Genomic DNA, 18,262 nt, shown 5'->3' on the forward strand with positions numbered 1-18,262 from the left:
GCGAGCTGTCGTAGCATCAGGGCAGCTCCGGTTCCGGCCGGGTCTCCCGCATCTTGCTGAGCTTGAACCGGCGGTGCCGCGGGTCGAAAGCGTCGCGCAGGCCGTCACCGACGAAGTTCACCAGCAGTGCGAGCGACACGATGAACGCGCCGGGCCACCAGAACAGCCACGGCCGGGTCTGGAACGCCGATTGGTTCGAGCTGATCAGCAGACCGAGCGACACGTCGGGCGAGCGGATACCGTAGCCGAGGTAACTCAGCGCCGTCTCGAGCAGAATGGCCGAGGCCATGATGAGCGTCGCCGACACGATGACGACACCCATGGCGTTGGGCAAGATGTGTTTGAAGATGATGCGCATGTCGGAGGCACCGGCCACACGGGCGGCCTCCACGAATTCGCGTTCGCGCAGTGACAGGAATTCGCCGCGCACCAGCCGGGCGATTCCCATCCAGGAGAAGAACCCCAACATGATCGCCAAAACCGGGGCGCCGAGGCTGCCGAACCATTGGCCGACTACCGAGCCGATGACGAGCGCGGGGATGACGATGAAAACGTCAGTGATACGCATCAACACGGCATCGACCATGCCGCGGTAGTAGCCGGCGACTGCGCCGACCACCACGCCGACGACGGTCGCGATGAGACCGAGCACGACCATCACGAGCGCGGAGTTCTGGATGCCCCGCATGGTCATGGCGAAGTAGTCCTTGCCGATGCGGTCCTGGCCGAACGGATGCTCCCCCAGCGCAACTCCGTTGCCGCCGAGAAATTGCGGCACAAGCGAGAGCGTTGGATCTCCCCCGTTAACCTGCGGGTTGAGCTCCTTGAATCCGAACTTCCACCAGCCGGGAATCGGGCCGAGGCCGATGGCCGAGAAGGAGAACAAGATGATGGCCAGGAGAATGACGATCGACGCCACGGCCACCTTGTTGCCGATAAATCGGCGCCAAATCAGGCGTCCTTGACTCTCGGGCACCGAACTCGCGACGGCGAGTTCGTCAGCGGGAAGCTCGGGCGGCGTCGGCCCTAAACCAATCGGTGTGGACATTTAGCGGATCCTCACTCTCGGGTCGAGCCCGGCGTAGGCCATGTCAGCCAGAAAATTGAAGGTGATCGCCATCGCAGCCACGATCAGGAAATAGCCCATGACCGGGTTGAGGTCGCCGCGGAACAGGCCAGCGTTGAAGAGGCTGCCCATACCGGGAATGGCGAAGATCCGTTCGGTGATGATTGCGCCACCGAGCAGGGCCCCGACATCAAAAGCGACGAGAGTCGTCAGCGGGATGAGCATGTTGCGGAACGCGTGCCGCACGATAACCGTGCGCTCCGGAAGCCCCTTGGCGCGCGCGGTACGGATGTAGTCGAGGCTGAGTACCTCGAGCATGCCGGCACGAGAATACCGGGTGTACCCGGCGAATGAAATTAGCAGCAGGGCAATAATAGGCAGGGTGAGGTGGACGAAGGTGTCCAGGCCGGCGAGCCACACGTCCCCGGACAGTCCCGGGGTCTTAGAACCAACGGTGGCGATCGGGCGCCCGTTGGTGGCCGCCAGCAGATCACCCCAGGACTGCATGAACCGGTCAACGAGCACGACCGCGCTGGACAAGAGCGCGGTGACGAGACCGACCCGCATATTCTGGCCACGATCGTAGCCGCCGGCCAAGAACCCGCTGACCAGCCCCACCGCGATCGTGGCGATCGCGAGGATGAACAGCGTTCCGGCGCTCGAAACGTCGAAGAGGGGCTGGAGCACAAAGTACGCCGCGATGGCGATCGCGCCGTTGATACCGGCCGTTATCAATGCCCGGCGGTTGCGCAGTCCGGCCAGCAGGGTCGCCGCACCCAGGGCGATCGCCGCGACCAGCAGTATGACGGGGATCGGCCCCAGGCCCGGATTCATAAACCAGCCGGTCGCGCTCATCAGGAGCAGCACCCCAGACGTTGCCAGCCCCGACACCAGGAATACCACCAGTCGACGTCGGCGGTCACCGCCGAGCAGTGATTGCCAGATGGCACCGACGACGATGCCGATAGCGACCAGTGCTCCGGTGCCGATAACAGGATCGCGGAGAAAGTCGTTGAAGCCGATTGCGATGAACTCTTTCAGGAGCACGGCCACAAGAAATACCGGCAATGAGTATAAGAAGAAGCTGACGAAGGTGACGGTGTTGTCGAGGCCGCTGTACTGACGCAGGGCGGTGATGATACCGATCGTGACGCCGAGCAAAATGGCCAGTACTAGGGCGAAGGTGACCAGCTGCACGGTCGCGGCCAGGGCATTGGGAAGAATATCGACAACCTGCGCGTTCGAGATCGTCGACCCAAGGTCGCAGGCATTAGCGAACGGGATCGCGCACTTGGCGACGCCGCCGAGCCAGAGTACCCAGCGCAGCGGCGGGGGCACGTCGAGGTCGAGGAGCGCCACGCGGGCGTCGATGAGCTGCTGCTTATTAGGAGAGTTGCTGCCTTCCAGGTCCTGGAGCGGCTGCGCCGAATAGCCGACCATGACGTACATCAGAAACGATGCGGCGATCAGGATGAGGATGGAAACAAGAATTCGTCTCAGGATGAAGCTCACCATGCCTGGGCTACCTCACTGTAGGGGTGGTTCGTACTTCTGGATTGGCGCGAAACGCGCGTGGAACGGATGCCGCCATACTCACGTGTTGGGCTCCTGGGCGCACCCAGAAGCCCAACGACGCAATCGAGTTACCTACTCGTTGACGGACCAATCCCAGAAGTTCCAGAACGGGCCGGTCTGGTTGCCCATGTACTCCACACCGCTGACGCGCTTGGAGACCCCGAACACGCCGGGTGCCTGAAACAGTGGCAGGCCGTAGGCATCCTCGAACATCTGCTTGTCCATCCGCTTCTCAATCTCGATCAATTTGTCGGGATCGAGGGTCGTCTGGGTGAGGATGGCGTCGTCGTTGGTTCCCTGGTACTGGTTGTAGTTTCCGCCACCATCGGTGGAGAAGATCTGCGCGATGCCGGTGGAACCGACGCCGGGGCTGATCCAGCCGAAGAGGGAAGCGTCGTAGTCACCGCCCTCGAGCAGGGAACTCCAGTCGGGTGAACCGGCATCGACAACCGTGATCCCGGCCTTGGCGGCCGACTCCTGAATGGCCTGGAACTCGTCCACCCGGTTGGGGTTGTTGGTGTTGTAGAGGATGCGCACCGAGGGTGTCGCGCCGGCCAGCAGCTCGAGGGCACCTTCAATGTCGACCTCGTCGTAGGCGCTCGATCCATTGTTAGCGACCGAATCGTCGTAGGGAGCGTTGGCCGGGACCCAGATCTGCGAGTTCAGCACGTTGGCGTCGGGGTTGACCGGCGTCACGATCGAGTCGAGGATCTGCTGCCGCGGAACCGTCTTGAGGAACGCCTGGCGAACGGCGAGGTCGGCGAACACCGGCTGGTCGAACCGCAGGTCCAGGTGGTCGTAGGAGACCTGGTCGCCGGTGAGTACGTCAGCTCCGGTGTTTTCCAGGGCCGTCAGGGTGTCAGCGGATGCCTGCGGGTTGATGATGTCGACCTCGCCGTTCTGCAGGGCGGTCACCTGGGCGTTGGCGTCGGGAATGACCCGCAGGATGACCTTGTCAACCTTCGGAATCATGCCGCCGACATAGAACTCGTTGCGCTCGAGCGTGAACGACTGACCGGGAGTCCAGCCGGTCGGCACCATCGGGCCGCTGGAAACCAGCAGGTCCGGGTCGGTGGGGAACGCGGTCACGTCGTAGCCGGTGTTGACGAAGTCCGCAGCGGCCTTGAGGGTGGGATCGGCCGCGACCGGGTTGGCCGCGTCGCCCTTGGGCAGGCTCTGGAGCAGCTCGGTCAGTTCGGTCGCCGAGCCGAGTCCGGCCTTCTTCGCCACAATGTGCGCCGGCTGGGCGATGGGGTTGACCAGCTCCCAGTCCACGTACGGCGTTCCGTAGACGAGTGTCATCGACATATTGTCTTCGCTGATCTCCGGGAAGGTGGTGGTGTCAAGGCCGGCGGTGCTCGCGGCGATTTCGAAGTACGTGGTGCCGGTCGTCACCTCGCCTGAGTCCGCGTCGACGGTGGAGTCGTTGTAGTACCCCGCGCCGATCGCCCAGGCGAGCACCATGTCGTCAGCGGTGACGGGTTCGCCGTCGGACCACTTGTTCTCGGGGTTGAGGGTGTAGGTGACGGTTTGGGGGTCGTCGCTGGTCTTCTCGAAGGTTCCGAAGCCCTCTTCGCGCACGATGTTGAACTCGTTGTCAATGTAGGAGAACGCTGATCCGTAGTTACCCATGAGGTAACCGACCTGGCCATTGGTATCGAGGTTGGCCTGTGGGGTCTGGTTGTTGAAGGACGTGAAGTCGTTGACCACCGCGACAGTGATAGTGCCGCCGCTGGACGCGGTATCGGTGTTGGTGTCGGTACTTCCGGTCGTGGTGCATGCGGTCAGGGCAAGAGCAGCGACGCCGAGTACGGCGACCCCGCTGAGGCTCTTCCTGAACAGTTTTCCTCTGATGGACAAGATTCCTCCTGGGCGAAGTGATCGTCGGAGCGCGGCTGGACGCCGCGGGCCGATCGTGGTTTGTTACGACCCTAGAGAGAAACCCCACCTTTGCCAATCAAATGACCGAACTGTTATGAAATAGCTCCATTCTTTTTCGTTGAATTCGGGCATTCTGCACAAAATCCGCGTCTGCTGGGCGAAAACGCAGAGTTTGGGTCGCTGAGCGACACCGCGGCACCAGATCCGCGCATCGCACCGTCCGACTACCCTCCGAACTCGAAGTTTGCTCCGGGGATTGCCGCGAGCAGCTCCTGGGTGTACAGCTCCCTGGGGGTGTCGAACACCTCGTCGGTCGACGCCGCCTCGACGATTCGACCCTCCTGCATGACACAGACGTTATCGGCGACCAGCCGCACGACCGCGAGGTCGTGCGTGATGAACAGGTAGGTCAGGCCCAGCTCGGTCTGCAACTCGGTGAGCAGAGTGAGAATCTGTCCACCGGTCTGGTACAGCGGCGCGAGGAAGTTGTACAGCGAGGGGTAGTCCGCCTGCCAGCCGGCCGCGTGCCGCCGGGTCCCCGGCCAGCTCGTACGGGCCATTGCCGATGGGGTTCTCGCCAAAGGCATCCATGTCGTCGAACGCCACGGTGGGCAGCGGCGAGTAGGCCGAGTAGCCGAGGCGCAGCGGCCAGTCGGCCTCGGCGCCGGACAGCTGCACGGTGAAGGTCGTGTCGTCGACGACCGTCAAACCCGACATGGTCTCCGCGAGCGGGTCAGGAATCTGCAGGGCCGCACCGGAGTCGTCGGTGGCTCCGGTTGGGTCGTCCTTGGTGTTCGCGACGTCGGAATAGCCGACGATGTTGTTGAATAATCCGGACGAGCCCTGCGCGTTGGTGACGAGCGCGCCGTAGTTCCAGGCGTCGACGAAGGACGAAGCGGTGACCGGCTCGTCGTTGGTGAAGGTCCAGTCATCGTTCAACGTGACAGTCCAGGTCGTGGCGTCATCGGACTCGATCGACTCGTGCACACGCGCAATCTATCCGGCAACTATTGAGCGTCACGCAACGCAATCTTGCACGGATGTTGCGGGCTGCTCCCGTTCCGGGCGCGCGCTGGCGGTGGTCATGCGTGCGTTGCCGGGTGGCAGGATAGAGCCATGCCGTCAGCATCCGTTCTGCCTACCGCGCGGCTCGACCGTCCCCGGCTGTACTGGGAGCTCGGTATCGTGCTCGCGCTGTCCCTCGGGGCGTCGGCCGTGTACTCGATCGTGTCGATCGTGGCCCGGCTGACCGATGAGACCCCGCTCGCCGACCAGTCGGCGACGCTCAACGGCTCACAGTCACCGCGTGAGTGGCTCGACTTCACCTACCAGTTCCTCGGCATCGTCTTCGGGCTCGCCGCGGTGGCCCTGGTGCTGTTTCTGCTCTGGAAGCCCGGGCAGAACCCGTTCAGGCAGCTCGGCTTCGACCTGACCCGGCCGGGCAAGGACGTACTCGGCGGGTTCGGGCTGCTACTCGTGATCGGCATTCCGGGGCTCGCTCTCTACCTCGCCGGACGGGCGTTCGGCTTCACCGTGGCCGTGGTGCCGTCGCCGCTCGACACCTTCTGGTGGACCATCCCCATTCTCGTGCTCGCCGCTCTCAAGGCCGCGCTGCTCGAGGAGATCATCGTGGTCGGCTACCTGTTCACGCGGTTGCGCGAGCTCGGCTGGTCGCCCTGGACCATCATTCTGAGCTCGGCCGTGCTGCGCGGCAGCTATCACCTGTACCAGGGCGTCGGGCCGTTCTTCGGCAACGTGGCCATGGGCGTCATGTTCGGCTGGTGCTACAACCGTTGGGGGCGCACCATGCCGCTCGTGGTGACGCACTGGCTGCTCGACATTCTCTCGTTCGTCGGTTACCCCCTCGCGCTGGCCTGGTGGCCGGGCCTGCTCGCCCCGGCCACCTGACTCGCCGGTCGAGGCGCGAGGCAGGAGAACCGCCGGTCGAGGCGCGAGGCACGAGCGATCGAGACCAGCGGGGCCGGGTCTCGATCGCTCCTCCGTCGCGCCTCGACCAGCGTGTCGCGCCTACTCGAAGGCTTCCGGCGGCGGGCAGGCGCAGACCAGGTTGCGGTCGCCGTAGGCGTTGTCGATGCGCCGCACCGGTGGCCAGTACTTGTTCCGAACGAGCGAGGCGAGCGGATACACGGCGGCAGCCCGGTCGTATGGATGCTCCCACTCCCCCTCGATCACCGATTGCGCGGTGTGCGGGGCGTTGTGCAGCGGGTTGTCGTCGGCGGGCCAACGGCCGGCGGCGACGGCATCCGCTTCGGCCTTGATCGCGATCATCGCGTCGATGAAGCGGTCGATTTCGCCGAGGTCTTCGCTCTCGGTAGGTTCGACCATAAGCGTGCCGGCCACCGGAAAGCTCATGGTCGGCGAGTGGAAGCCGTAGTCGACGAGGCGTTTGGCCACATCGTCGACGCTCACCCCGGTGGCCGCAGTGAGCGGGCGCAGGTCGAGGATGCACTCGTGTGCGACCAGTCCGTTTTCGCCCGAGTAGAGCAGCGGATAGCTGTTCTCGAGGCGTTTGGCGACGTAGTTGGCGGCGAGCACGGCGGCGCCGGTGGCCTGCTTGAGGCCGTCGATTCCCATCATGCGCACGTAGGCCCACGAGATGGGCAGGATGCTCGGGCTGCCATACGGCGCCGCCGAGACTGGCCCGCCGGCGTGCACGACGGTCGCCGTGGCACCCCCGCTGCCGAGCAGGTAGTGCTCGTCACTCTGTGCAAGCGGATGCCCGGGCAAAAACGGCGCGAGGTGCGCCTTGGCCGCGACCGGGCCGACGCCGGGCCCGCCGCCACCGTGCGGGATGCAGAACGTCTTGTGCAGGTTCAGGTGCGAAACGTCGCCGCCGAAATCGCCGTAGCGGGCGAATCCGAGCAGCGCGTTGAGGTTGGCGCCGTCGACGTAAACCTGGCCGCCGGCGGCGTGCACGGCCGCACAGATGGTGGCGACCTCGTGCTCGTAGACACCGTGGGTGGACGGGTAGGTGATCATGAGCGCGGCGAGGGTCTGGGCGTGCTCGGCGATCTTGGCGTGCAGGTCGGCGAGGTCGACGTTTCCGAGGTCATCGCAGGCCACGACGACAACACGCATACCGGCCAGAACAGCGGATGCCGCGTTGGTGCCGTGCGCGCTCGACGGGATCAGGCAGACCGTGCGGTCGACCTGCCCGTTGGACCGGTGGTAGCCCCGGATGGCGAGGAGGCCGGCCAGTTCGCCCTGGCTGCCGGCATTGGGCTGAAGAGACACGGAGTCGTAGCCGGTGACGTCGGTGAGCCAGGTTTCGAGCTGGCGCACCAGGTGCAGGTAACCCTCGACATCCGCTGTGGGCGCGAAGGGGTGGATACCGGCGAATTCGGGCCAGCTGACGGCCTCCATCTCGCTCGCCGCGTTGAGCTTCATGGTGCAGGAGCCGAGCGGGATCATGCCGCGGTCGAGCGCGTAGTCGTAGTCGGCGAGGCGCTTGAGGTAGCGCATCATGCTGGTCTCGGAGCGGTGAGTGTTGAACACCGGGTGGGTGAGGTACTGGCTCTCGCGAACGAGATCGCCCGGCAGCCCGTGCTGCACGGCGTCGAAGTCCACGTGCCCGAATGCGTCGCGGCCGCCGAATGCTCCGACAATGTACGAGAGGTCGGCGAGGGTGGTTGTCTCGTCGACCGAGACGCTGATGGTGTTCGCATCGACCTGGTGCAGGTTGTAGCCGCTCACGGCTGCCTTGGCCACGACCTCGGCGGCGCCCGCCGGCACGTTGATCTGGAACGTGTCAAAGAATGCGTCGGTGAGCACGTCGACGCCAAGGGCGCGCAGCGCGGCGACGAGTGCGCCGGCCCGCTCGTGCACCCGGGTCGCTATCGCTTTCAGGCCTTGCGGTCCGTGGTAGACAGCGTACATGCCAGCCATGACGGCAAGCAGCACCTGGGCGGTGCAGATGTTCGAGGTGGCTTTGTCGCGGCGAATGTGCTGCTCGCGCACCTGCAGGGCCAGGCGGTAAGCCGGATGACCGGTGGCGTCGACGCTCACGCCGACCAGGCGGCCGGGCAGCTGGCGTTCAAGCCCCTTGCGAACCGCCATGTAGCCGGCGTGCGGTCCGCCGAAGCCCATCGGCACGCCGAAACGCTGGCTGGTGCCGACGGCGACATCGGCGCCGAGGTCTCCGGGCGACTTGAGCAGGGTGAGGGCGAGCAGGTCGGCCGCCACGACGGCGAGTGCCTTGTGTTCGTGGGCCAGGTCGATGACGACCTGCGGGTTCCAGATGCGACCGGATGCCGACGGGTACTGCACGAAGACACCGAAATAGTCGCCGAGATCCTCCGCCGTGGTCTGCTCGTTCAGAGCGACCTGGGCGAGCTCGATCCCGAGCGCTGCGGCGCGATTGGCGAGCAGCGCGTGGGTCTGGGGAAAGGCATCCGTGTCAACGATGAAACGACGCGAGCCCGACTTTGAGGCGCGCAGGGCGAGCAGCATGCCCTCGACGACCGCCGTGGACTCGTCGAGCATCGACGCGTTCGCCGTGGTCAAACCGGTGAGGTCGGCGATCATGGTCTGGAAGTTGATCAGCGCTTCGAGCCGGCCCTGGGAGATCTCGGGCTGGTACGGCGTGTAGGCGGTGTACCAGCTGGGGTTCTCGAACACGTTGCGCTTGATCACGGCGGGCGTGAACGTGTCGTAGTAGCCGAGGCCGATCATGGAGCGTTTGACCGTGTTGCGGCCGGCGAGGGCGCGCAGTTCGGCGACGGCTTCGTTCTCGGTCGCGGCGGGCGGCAGGGCGCTGTCGCCGTCCTGCCGGAACAGGTCGGCGTGGATCGACGCCGGCATGGCAGCGGAGACGAGGTCGTCCACCGAGTCGTAGCCGAGCGTCTCGAGCATCTGGGACTGGGCGTCGATATCGGTACCGATGTGACGCTGGGAGAAAGCCTGGGTCATGTTGTGCGTTACTCCCCGATCAGGGCGGAATACTCGGCAAAGGTGAGCAGGGTGGGAAGGACCTCGAACTCGACCTTGATCAGCCAGCCCTCGCCGAACGGGTCGCTGTTGACCAGTTCCGGGCTGTCGATGACCTGGTCGTTGGTGGCCGTGACGGTGCCGTTGACCGGGGCGAACAGTTCTCCGACCGACTTGGTCGATTCGATCTCGCCGACGACGGTGCCGCTGGCGACGGTGCTGCCTACCTCGGGCAGTTCGACGAAGACGACGTCGCCGAGCTTCTCAGCGGCGTAGGCGGTGATGCCGACGGTAGCGATGCTCCCCTCGACCAGGACCCATTCGTGTTCGGCGGTGTACTGGAGCGTTGATGTGTCTGTCATGGTGTTGCCTTTCGCAGGTTGCGCAGGTTGCGCGGGTTCAGGGCTGTTTCAACAGGGTGGTGTTATTTGACGCGCGTATAGAAGGGGAGAGACGTGACCGTAGCCGGAATGCGGGTGCCGCGCACGTCGACGTAGACCTCGGTACCGAGGCGGGCCAGGTCGGGGGTGACGTAGGCCATGGCGATCGGGTAGCCCAGGGTCGGCGAGAGCGCGCCGCTCGTGATCACGCCGTCGGCGGTGGTCGCGTCGAGGCTGCGGAAGATCGCATAGTCGGCCCGCCCGGCCCGTTTGCCCGCGGCGATCAGACCCACCAAAACGGATGCCCCCGCCGCCGGTCCGGCAACGCTTGCGGCCCGGCCGACGAAGTCGTTCTCCTTATTCAGGTTGACCACCTTGCCGAGGCCGGCCTGCGCCGGAAAGGTGGTGAGGGTGAGTTCGTGGCCGTAGAGCGGCATGCCGGCTTCGAGCCGGAGGGTATCGCGGCTGGCCAGCCCGGCCGGAACCAGACCGTGATCGGCGCCGGCGACAACGAGGGCATCCCAGAGTTCGCGGGCCTGGTCGGCCGCGAGGTAGAGCTCGAAGCCGTCTTCGCCGGTGTACCCGGTGCGGGCGACCAGCAGCGGGTGGCCGCGGAAGAAGGCATCCGTGATGCGGTAGTACTTCATGAAGTGCAGGTCGGTGCCCAGATCGGTCACGCCCGCGGTGGCGTCGAGGATGGCGAGGGCGTTCGGTCCCTGCACGGCGATGAGGGCGTAGTCGTCGCTCTGGTCGACGACTACGACATCGAAGTCGGCGGCACGCGCGAGCAGCGCATCGAAAGCGGGGAACCGGTTCCCGGCGTTGGCCACGACGAGGAACTTGGCGTCACCCCGGCGGTAGACGACGAGGTCGTCGATGATGCCGCCATTTTCGTTCAGCAGCAGGCTGTACTTGGCCTGCCACAGCTCGATGACGGAGAGCTTGCCGGCGAGCGCGTAGTCGAGGTAAGCGGCGGCATCCGGGCCTTCGACCAGGATCTCGGCCATATGGGAGAGGTCGAACAGTCCGGCCTGGTGGCGCACGGCGTGGTGCTCGGCCAGGTCGCTCGAATAGCGCACCGGCATCTGCCAGCCGGCGAAGTCGGTGAAGCTCGCACCGGCGTCGACGTGCGCCTGGTGCAGGGGCGAGAACCGTTCGGTGCTGGAGGCGGGGGTGCTGGAGTCGGCCGAGGTCATGAGTTCTCCGGGGGACAGGGCCGAACAGGAGCGGCCGCGTGTGTGCGGGGCTCGGTTGAGCCCCGTGGGAACTCCCCCTCTGTCGCTCGTGCCTGAGAGCTTCACCAGCGCGTGCGCTGACTTTCACCGTGGGCGAGACCGGCAAGCGCGCCCGGTCTTCTTTTCAGAGTGGCCAGTCCGATGCGGTACGAGTACCTGAGAGATTGTCGGGGAGGATTGCTCCTTCGGTGTTCGCACGCTTTCGCGTCGAACTCTCCCGCATCGACCATACGGCCCGATATTCAGTTGTGACGTGGTGCCAGCCTAGCCCGCCGCGCGGGCTGTTTCTTCCTCGACGTACGTTCAACCGTAAGGAGAACTGGACGTTCGTTGAATGTTATGTGAACCAGGAGTTTAATGAGTGTCCCTATCTCCGCAGAGAGGCGGCAGCATCATGGACACAAGCTTGCTCATCTGGCTAATCGTCGGCGTCATCGTCGTGGTCGCCATCATCGGGATCGTCGTCTTCAAGTCGCGTCGGCGCCGGGAGGCCAAAGCACAGGCGGACCGTCACCAGGCGGAAGAATTGCGCTCCCAGGCGAAGGATGCCGACCTGGCGGCCCGCGAACGCGAGGCAGTGGCGACGAAGGCGCGGGGCGATGCGCTCCAGGCCCAGGTCGACTCGGAACGTCTGCACCGGGAGGCCGCGCAAGGTCAAACGGAAGCGCAAGGCATCCGCCACCAGTCGGAGGAAAAGCTTCAGGAGGCAAACAAAGTCGATCCCGATATCCACTCCAGTGGCGAGGCCGACCCGCGACCTGACCGTCGGCGTGACACCGACCTACACTAACCGCTGGCCTCCGAGGTTCTGACCCCACACCCCCGAGGTTCCACGCCGATGGCTGTCGAGCAGGTGGGTGTCGATCATGCCGATCGCCTCCATCAGCGCGAACATCGTGGTCGGGCCGACGAAGACGAAGCCGAACTTTTTTAGCGCCTTCGCCAGTAAAACGGATGCGTCGGAGCTGGTCGGCACGTCGGCCTGCGTTCGCGGCTCGGGAGTTGTGGCCGGCTGGAACCCCCAGACGAAGTCGACCAGTCCGCCCTGCTGGCGCAGCGCAACCGTCGCCCGTGCGTTGGTGATCGTCGCGCGAACCTTCAGGCGGTTGCGCACGATCTGCTCATCCTGGAGCAAGCGCGCCACGTCGTCCTCGTCGAAGGCGGCGACCCGGTCGGGGTCGAAGTCGGCGAAAGCCTGGCGGAACCCGGGGCGCTTCCGCAAAATGATGGCCCAGGACAGCCCGGATTGGAACGCCTCAAGGCTGATGCGCTCGAACAGGGCGTGCTCGGTGCGCACCGGCACTCCCCACTCGGTGTCGTAGTAGTCGCGCAGCATCGGGTCGACCGAGGCCCAGGCCGGGCGGGCGAGACCGTCGGGGCCGACGATCGCGCCGGAGAGTGGTGGGGCGGCATCCGCTGGTGAAGTCATCTAAACCATTAGACACCGGCCGCTCGCCGACACGTCAGTTCTGGCGATTTCTAGCGATTTTGGCGTCGAAACTCACGGCTCGGTGGCTGGGCGACGCTAAAATCGCAGCCAGAGCCAAGGAGCTACTATGAGTCACGCTGCACTCGGACACTCCACCGATATTCGCGGTGACGGCACCTCGCCGGGTGCCGCGATCGAGGTGGTCAACCTGGTGAAGCGGTTCGGGCACAATCGGGCTCTGAACGGTGTCAGCTTTCAGGTGCCGCGCGGCACCGTGTTCGGCGTGATCGGCCCAAACGGTGCCGGCAAGACCACGATCATGCGAGCGCTGCTCGACATCATTCGGCCCACCTCTGGCCAGGCAACGGTGCTCGGCACCCCGTCACGGAACGCCGGCCCTGATCTGCGCCGACGCATCGGGTACCTGCCGGGCGAGCTCGTTCTGGAGGGGCGCACGAGCGGGCGCCGCCTGCTGCAGCACTACGCGGATATTTCGGGTCCGGTCACGGCTGGCCACGTGAACGAGCTCGCGGAGCGCCTGGGGCTCGACCTTGACCGGCCGGTGCGCAAGCTGTCCAAGGGCAATAAACAGAAGCTCGGCATCGTGCAGGCGTTCATGCACCAGCCGGAACTGCTCGTACTCGACGAACCCACGAGCGGTCTCGACCCGCTCATGCAACAGGAATTCTTGAGAATGGTGCGCGAAGCCCGCAACCGCGGCCAGACCGTCTTTCTCTCGTCCCATGTGATCAGTGAGATTCAGCAGGCCGCCGATGAGGTCGCGATTTTGCGCGACGGGCGCATCGTCACGATCAACAGCGTCGAGGAGCTGCGCACCACCGCTATTCGGCACCTCCGCCTTGTCGCGAGCGGCATCCGCCCGACCGACCTGGCCGCGATTCTCGGCGCTCTCCAGGGCGTCACCACCCTCGATTGCACCCTCACCGCGACCGGTGATGCGGAAGCCGTCGCGACCCTGAGCGGTGCGATCGCGCCGTTCGTGCAGGCGATCGGGGCCCTGCAGGTGCGGGATCTGGTGTTGGAAGAACCCGACCTGGAGGAATCCGTGTTGAAACTGTATTCCGCACCGGTAGCCGCCGCGGTGGTGACGAAGTGACCGCGCTTCAGGACCGACCGCAAAACGTGCGTCGGGCACCGCTGCCGCTGTTTGGCAAGGCGTTCTCCGATTCCTGGCGGGGACTGCTCGGCTGGGGCGTCGGGCTCGCCGCCGCCGCTTTTCTCTACCTGCCGATCTACCCGAGCATGAGCGGCGCGTCGGGCATGCAGGAGCTGCTCGACAACCTGCCGCCCGAGCTGATCAAAACCCTCAATTACGACCAGATCGGCACCGGCGCCGGTTACACCCAGGCCACCTTGTTCGGCCTGCTCGGGTTTCTGCTGCTGAGCATCGCGGCGACCGGCTGGGGTGCCGGTGCACTCGGCGGCGACGAGGAATCCGGGCAGCTCGAGCTCACGCTGGCTCACGGGGTGACGCGCGTGCAGGTGGCGATGGCCCGGTTCTTCGCCATTGCCGTCAAGATCCTCGCTCTGTCGGCATTGCTGTTCCTGGTCGTTCTCGTGCTCAACGATTCCGCCCAGCTTGAGATCGAGGTGGGAGACCTGCTCGGGACCAGCCTGATTTTCGCCGGCGTGTCGCTGCTGACGGCATCCGTTGCGCTGCTCGGCGGTGCACTGACCGGGCGACGCATCGGCGGGATCGCGGGTGGAACCACCGTGGCCGTGCTGGGCTACGTCTTTAATGCGCTCGGAAACCAGAGCGCGAGCTTGGAGTGGCTGCACACCCTGAGCCCGTACTACTGGGCGTTCGGCGACAGCCCGCTGAGCACCGGGGCGAACGTGACGACCACTATCGTGTTTTACGCCGCCTCACTCGTGCTCGCGGCCGCTGCGGCCATCGCCCTGCGCCAACGCGATATCGGCGTCTGAGGTCGCTAGGCCCAGGTCTCGGCCGCACCCTGCGTGAGCTCGATAATGTTATCCAGCAAGACCGACATGGTGTCCGAGCGCAGCAGTGCAATCTGATCGAGCGGCCCGACCGGAGCGATCGCCGCGAGCTGCCAGGCTGCCGCGGTCGGATCGTGCGAGAGCGGCACATCGGGCGACCACTCCTGGTCGGAGAATTCGCTCGCGAGCGACAGGGTGCGGCGCACAAGTTGCTCCGCCTGTTCACGGCGCGGCAGCAGCGCATCGTCCCATTCCAGGTCGGGCAGCACACGAACCGTGGCGAGCGGATGCGGGTCCTCCGGCATCCACTCGGTCACCTCGATTCTGCGCTCACCCTGCACGACCAGCCCGAGGTAGCCCTCGGGGGCTTCGAGCTGGGTGACCCGGGCGACGGTGCCGATGCTGAACCGACGTTCGCCGCCGCCCACTTCCTGGCCGCGTTCGATGAGAACAACGCCGAACTCGGCCGGCTCGGCGTCGAGCACCCGGGCCATCATCACCAGGTACCGGTCCTCGAACACCCGCAGTTGCAGCGGCATGTACGGGAAGAGCACGGAACCCAGGGGGAACATCGGCAGGGTCGTCATGGTTCCAGCGAACCACGTCGGCGGCGTTGCGCCAACCCTCGTAGGTGGAATGGGTCGCATCCGACGCGTAGCCTAGAAGGTCTACCGCTCCATTTGCGGAAGAACGAGAGGCTGTTTGTGGACATCACCCTGCTAGGACACTTCGTGGCCGCCGCCGAGGCTCCCGATTTTGCCCGCGCCGCGCAGGCACTGGCCATCTCGCGCGACACCCTCAGTGCGTCGGTCAAGCAGGTCGAGGCCGAACTCGGCTACGCCCTGTTCGACCGTGCCGCCGAGAGCACGACACTGACGAAGATCGGGGTGGCCTTTCTCGCCGACGCCCGCATGGAGCTCGCGCAGAAGGCTGCCCGCAGCTCGCAGCCCGGCGGCGGTTCCGGCGGAGGCAAGGCCAAGGCTAACAAGGGCAAGGGCCGCGCCCCCGCGGTGAAGGGCCAGCCGAAGCTCGGCAAGAAGCGCCAGTCGCGGTAGCCTGCGCACGCGGCCCTTCGGCAGGACGTACGCCAGCTACCGCGCGGAGGACACTAGCTCAGCGCGTTGAGCTTGAAGCCGAGTTTCATATGCACCTGAAAGTAGTCAACGGCGCCGTCCACAATGTGGCCCCTGATCTGCACAACCTCAAACCAGTCGAGGTTCTGCACCGTCTCAGTAGCGCGCTTAACCGCGTTGGCGATGGCCTCGTCGGAACCAACCTTCGACGTTCCGACCACTTCGATAACACGATAGGTATTGTCAGTCATTGTGAGCTCCCTGGCTGTTCGACGGTGAACGGATAGGGCCACGGTACCGCGGACGAACGACGGGCAATAGGTAGCCCGGTTTTTCCGTCCACCGGATGCGCTCCGGTCGCGGGAATCGACCGGAAAGTTACAGCTCGGTGACCTGCCCAGCCTCGACCTGCCAGTGCCGATCGGTATGCACGTTCTCGAGCATGCGCCGATCGTGGGTGACCAACAGCAGCGTGCCCTCATAGCTGTCGAGTGCCTGTTCGAGTTGTTCGATCGCCGCGAGGTCGAGGTGGTTGGTGGGTTCGTCGAGCACGAGCAGGTTGACGCCGCGCGCCTGCAGCAGCGCCAGACCGGCGCGGGTGCGCTCCCCCGGCGACAGCTCGTCGACCGGGCGGTTCACATGGTCAGCCTTGAGACCGAACTTGGCCAGCAGGGTGCGCACTGCGGCGGGCGAGAGGTCGGGAACGAGAACGTCAAAGGTCTCAGCGAGGGGCCGCGCGCCAGCCAGAAGCGCCCGGGCCTGGTCGATTTCGCCGATCGCGACGCTGGGGCCGAGATGAGCGCTGCCGGCATCCGCTTGTTGGCGGCCGAGCAGGGCGCGCAGCAGGGTGGACTTGCCGGCGCCGTTGGGGCCGGTGATGCCGATGCGTTCGCCGCCATTGACCTGCAGCGAGACCGGGCCGAGCACGAAGTCGCCCTGCCGAAACTCGGCGTTGTTCAGGGTCGCCACGACGGCGCTCGAGCGCGGGGCCGAACCGATGGTGAACTCGAGCTGCCACTCCTTGCGGGGCTCCTCGACCTCGTCGAGGCGCGCGATGCGGCTTTCCATCTGCCGCACCTTCTGCGCCTGCTTCTCACTGGACTCGACCGAGGCCTTGCGGCGGATCTTGTCATTGTCCGGGGCCTTCTTGATAGCGTTGCGCACGCCCTGGCTCGACCATTCCCGCTGGGTTCTGGCCCGTCCGACGAGGTCGGCTTTCTTCGCGGCGAACTCGTCGTAGTTCTCCCGGTTGTGCCGGCGGGCGGTTTCGCGTTCCTCGAGATAGGAGTCGTAGCCGCCGCCGAACACCCGGTTGGCCCCCTGCGCGAGGTCGAGTTCGAGCACCCGGGTGACGCAGCGGGCGAGGAATTCGCGGTCGTGGCTGACCAGCACGACGCCGCCGCGGAGGCCGGTGACGAAGGCTTCGAGGCGTTCGAGACCGTCAAGGTCGAGGTCGTTGGTGGGCTCATCGAGCAGCACGATATCGAAGCGGGACAGCAGCAGGGCGGCGAGTCCCACGCGGGCCGCCTGCCCGCCGGAGAGCGCCGTCATCAGGCTGTCCGCGGTGAGGGTGCCGCCGAGTGCGAGGCCGAGGTCGGCGAGCACGAGCGGCAGCCGCTCATCGAGATCCGCCGCTCCGCTGGCCAGCCAGCGCTCGAGCGCGGTCGAATACGCGTCGGCCGGGTCGATTCCGTCGACGGGTGGCTGGGTGTCTCCGAGAGCGGATGCCGCGGCATCCAGCTCAAGGGTCGCCTCGGCGCAGCCGGTGCGCCGGGCGATGTAGCCGCCGATGGTTTCGCCGGGAACCCGCTCGTGTTCCTGCGGGAGCGCGCCGACGAAGGCATCCGCTGGGCTGAGCGTGATGGTGCCGGCCTGCGGTTCGCCGAGCCCGGCCAGTAGGCCCAGCAGGGTGGATTTGCCGGCGCCGTTGGCACCGACCACCCCGACAACATCGCCGGGGGCAACGGTGAGGTCGAGCGATTCAAAGAGGGTTCGGTGTGCGTAGCCGCCAGCCAGGCCTCTGGCCACGAGTGTTCCGGTCATTACTCCATATTCTCATTGCGGCGACGCGGCCGGCGACCGCCCGCTATCTCAGCGGCAGGTGCACTGCTCGCTGGCTGGAATACCCGCCATGACATCTTCGACGTGCTGTCCGCAGCCGGTCCAGCCGATTTTCGAACAGTTTTCGCAACGGATGGGACTGCACATGGTGTCTCCTTGATCAATGTGGGTGGTGGTGGGGTGGGGGTTACCGGGCGGTGACGATGGCCAGGCCAGTGGATGCCGCGGCGTCCGACATTCCGCCGGCGTCAGTCAGGCCGGTGAAGCCGAGGTCAGCCATGCGGGTGACGGCCGAGGCCGACCGATTGCCGGAAGCACAGTAGACGACGTAGTCGCCGTCGGCCGGAAGAGCCGACAGCTCCGTGTCGAACGTCGCCGACTGCACGTCGATGTTGATGGCGCCGTCGAGGTGGCCGGCCGCGTATTCGCTCGGCGTGCGCACGTCGACGATGACCGTGCCCGCGGCCAGCTCAATCGGTTCGGCCGTGGCTGAGCAGGCCGACAGCCCGAGCGCGACGGTGACGGCGATGGCCAGGGCGGCGAGGGTCTTCTTCATGAGCTGCTTTCGATGGGTGCTGCGGCTGGGGGCCTGATTTACTTATACCCTATGGGGTATTCTGCACAGAGGCAAGTCCGGTCACCTGAACGCT

17 protein-coding genes, 1 pseudogene and 2 riboswitches are annotated in these 18,262 nt (G+C 65.6%); of the genes and pseudogenes, 5 read left to right on the forward strand and 13 right to left on the reverse strand.

Going from position 1 to position 18,262, the window contains the following annotated elements; genetic code table 11:
• Nucleotides 1-16 precede the first annotated feature (16 nt).
• From E3O06_RS12715 to E3O06_RS12735, 5 genes and pseudogenes are all read right to left on the reverse strand, one after another.
• Nucleotides 17-1,048 (reverse strand): ABC transporter permease, encoded by a 1,032-nt coding sequence (locus E3O06_RS12715; protein WP_134503741.1) that lies wholly within the window; start codon nucleotides 1,046-1,048, stop codon nucleotides 17-19.
• The gene (locus E3O06_RS12720; RefSeq protein WP_134503742.1) at nucleotides 1,049-2,581 is read right to left on the reverse strand and encodes an ABC transporter permease; all 1,533 of its coding nucleotides are present in this window, start codon (nucleotides 2,579-2,581) and stop codon (nucleotides 1,049-1,051) included.
• Between the two features lie 132 nt (nucleotides 2,582-2,713).
• Nucleotides 2,714-4,501: an ABC transporter family substrate-binding protein gene (locus tag E3O06_RS12725; protein WP_134503743.1), complete on the reverse strand. Its 1,788-nt coding sequence runs from the start codon at nucleotides 4,499-4,501 to the stop codon at nucleotides 2,714-2,716.
• A 245-nt stretch (nucleotides 4,502-4,746) separates the two neighbouring features.
• Nucleotides 4,747-4,977: pseudogene (locus tag E3O06_RS12730) on the reverse strand (ABC transporter ATP-binding protein); the annotation flags it as partial.
• The gene (locus tag E3O06_RS12735) at nucleotides 4,880-5,509 is read right to left on the reverse strand and encodes an ABC transporter substrate-binding protein (RefSeq protein WP_241980156.1); all 630 of its coding nucleotides are present in this window, start codon (nucleotides 5,507-5,509) and stop codon (nucleotides 4,880-4,882) included. The pseudogene E3O06_RS12730 and the gene E3O06_RS12735, both read right to left, overlap by 98 nt.
• A gap of 129 nt (nucleotides 5,510-5,638) precedes the next feature.
• Here E3O06_RS12735 and E3O06_RS12740 point away from each other — a divergent pair, with 129 nt between their 5' ends.
• Complete coding sequence (locus E3O06_RS12740) at nucleotides 5,639-6,430, forward strand: CPBP family intramembrane glutamic endopeptidase (RefSeq protein WP_134503745.1); 792 nt, start codon at nucleotides 5,639-5,641, stop codon at nucleotides 6,428-6,430.
• 120 nt (nucleotides 6,431-6,550) lie between these two features.
• On the opposite strand, the gene gcvP is transcribed toward E3O06_RS12740, so the two are convergent.
• The 3 genes from gcvP to gcvT form a co-directional block, all read right to left on the reverse strand.
• The gene (gene gcvP, locus E3O06_RS12745; protein ID WP_134503746.1) at nucleotides 6,551-9,451 is read right to left on the reverse strand and encodes an aminomethyl-transferring glycine dehydrogenase; all 2,901 of its coding nucleotides are present in this window, start codon (nucleotides 9,449-9,451) and stop codon (nucleotides 6,551-6,553) included.
• Nucleotides 9,452-9,459: 8 nt separating this feature from the next.
• Nucleotides 9,460-9,831 carry a glycine cleavage system protein GcvH gene (gcvH, locus tag E3O06_RS12750; RefSeq protein ID WP_134503747.1) on the reverse strand — a complete coding sequence of 124 codons (372 nt, stop codon included), beginning with the start codon at nucleotides 9,829-9,831 and terminating at the stop codon, nucleotides 9,460-9,462.
• A gap of 62 nt (nucleotides 9,832-9,893) precedes the next feature.
• A complete protein-coding gene (gene gcvT, locus E3O06_RS12755) occupies nucleotides 9,894-11,045 on the reverse strand; it encodes a glycine cleavage system aminomethyltransferase GcvT (RefSeq protein ID WP_134503748.1) in 1,152 nt (383 codons plus the stop codon).
• A 72-nt stretch (nucleotides 11,046-11,117) separates the two neighbouring features.
• A riboswitch (glycine riboswitch) is annotated at nucleotides 11,118-11,217 on the reverse strand.
• A gap of 1 nt (nucleotide 11,218) precedes the next feature.
• Nucleotides 11,219-11,314: riboswitch (glycine riboswitch) on the reverse strand.
• A gap of 164 nt (nucleotides 11,315-11,478) precedes the next feature.
• Between gcvT and E3O06_RS12760 the strand changes: the two genes are divergently transcribed.
• Complete coding sequence (locus E3O06_RS12760) at nucleotides 11,479-11,874, forward strand: hypothetical protein (RefSeq protein ID WP_134503749.1); 396 nt, start codon at nucleotides 11,479-11,481, stop codon at nucleotides 11,872-11,874.
• Here E3O06_RS12760 and E3O06_RS12765 read toward each other — a convergent pair.
• Entirely contained in the window at nucleotides 11,866-12,513 is a 648-nt protein-coding gene (locus E3O06_RS12765; RefSeq protein WP_134503750.1) for a DNA-3-methyladenine glycosylase I, read from the reverse strand. The two genes, E3O06_RS12760 and E3O06_RS12765, sit on opposite strands and share 9 nt — an antisense overlap.
• A gap of 127 nt (nucleotides 12,514-12,640) precedes the next feature.
• Between E3O06_RS12765 and E3O06_RS12770 the strand changes: the two genes are divergently transcribed.
• Together E3O06_RS12770 and E3O06_RS12775 are read left to right on the forward strand one after the other, a co-directional pair.
• On the forward strand, nucleotides 12,641-13,630 hold the full coding sequence (locus E3O06_RS12770; protein ID WP_134503751.1) for an ABC transporter ATP-binding protein: 990 nt from the start codon (nucleotides 12,641-12,643) through the stop codon (nucleotides 13,628-13,630).
• Nucleotides 13,627-14,460 (forward strand): ABC transporter permease subunit, encoded by an 834-nt coding sequence (locus E3O06_RS12775; RefSeq protein ID WP_241980158.1) that lies wholly within the window; start codon nucleotides 13,627-13,629, stop codon nucleotides 14,458-14,460. The genes E3O06_RS12770 and E3O06_RS12775 overlap by 4 nt, the downstream gene beginning before the upstream one ends.
• Nucleotides 14,461-14,465: 5 nt before the next feature.
• On the opposite strand, the gene E3O06_RS12780 is transcribed toward E3O06_RS12775, so the two are convergent.
• A complete protein-coding gene (locus tag E3O06_RS12780; protein WP_134503752.1) occupies nucleotides 14,466-15,065 on the reverse strand; it encodes an LON peptidase substrate-binding domain-containing protein in 600 nt (199 codons plus the stop codon).
• Nucleotides 15,066-15,182: 117 nt separating this feature from the next.
• On the opposite strand from E3O06_RS12780, the gene E3O06_RS12785 reads away from it, so the two are divergent.
• The gene (locus E3O06_RS12785; protein WP_134503753.1) at nucleotides 15,183-15,533 is read left to right on the forward strand and encodes a LysR family transcriptional regulator; all 351 of its coding nucleotides are present in this window, start codon (nucleotides 15,183-15,185) and stop codon (nucleotides 15,531-15,533) included.
• Between the two features lie 53 nt (nucleotides 15,534-15,586).
• On the opposite strand, the gene E3O06_RS12790 is transcribed toward E3O06_RS12785, so the two are convergent.
• The 3 genes from E3O06_RS12790 to E3O06_RS12800 all read right to left on the reverse strand — a co-directional run bounded on the left by E3O06_RS12790 (nucleotide 15,587) and on the right by E3O06_RS12800 (nucleotide 18,168).
• Nucleotides 15,587-15,802 carry a dodecin gene (locus E3O06_RS12790; protein ID WP_134503754.1) on the reverse strand — a complete coding sequence of 72 codons (216 nt, stop codon included), beginning with the start codon at nucleotides 15,800-15,802 and terminating at the stop codon, nucleotides 15,587-15,589.
• A 127-nt stretch (nucleotides 15,803-15,929) separates the two neighbouring features.
• Nucleotides 15,930-17,594, reverse strand: a complete 1,665-nt coding sequence (locus E3O06_RS12795) for an ABC-F family ATP-binding cassette domain-containing protein (RefSeq protein ID WP_134503755.1) — start codon at nucleotides 17,592-17,594, stop codon at nucleotides 15,930-15,932.
• A 205-nt stretch (nucleotides 17,595-17,799) separates the two neighbouring features.
• Nucleotides 17,800-18,168 carry a rhodanese-like domain-containing protein gene (locus E3O06_RS12800; protein WP_134503756.1) on the reverse strand — a complete coding sequence of 123 codons (369 nt, stop codon included), beginning with the start codon at nucleotides 18,166-18,168 and terminating at the stop codon, nucleotides 17,800-17,802.
• Nucleotides 18,169-18,262 lie beyond the last annotated feature (94 nt).

Source organism: Cryobacterium glaciale (genome assembly GCF_004402535.1).
In the GTDB taxonomy this organism is placed as follows: domain Bacteria; phylum Actinomycetota; class Actinomycetes; order Actinomycetales; family Microbacteriaceae; genus Cryobacterium; species Cryobacterium glaciale.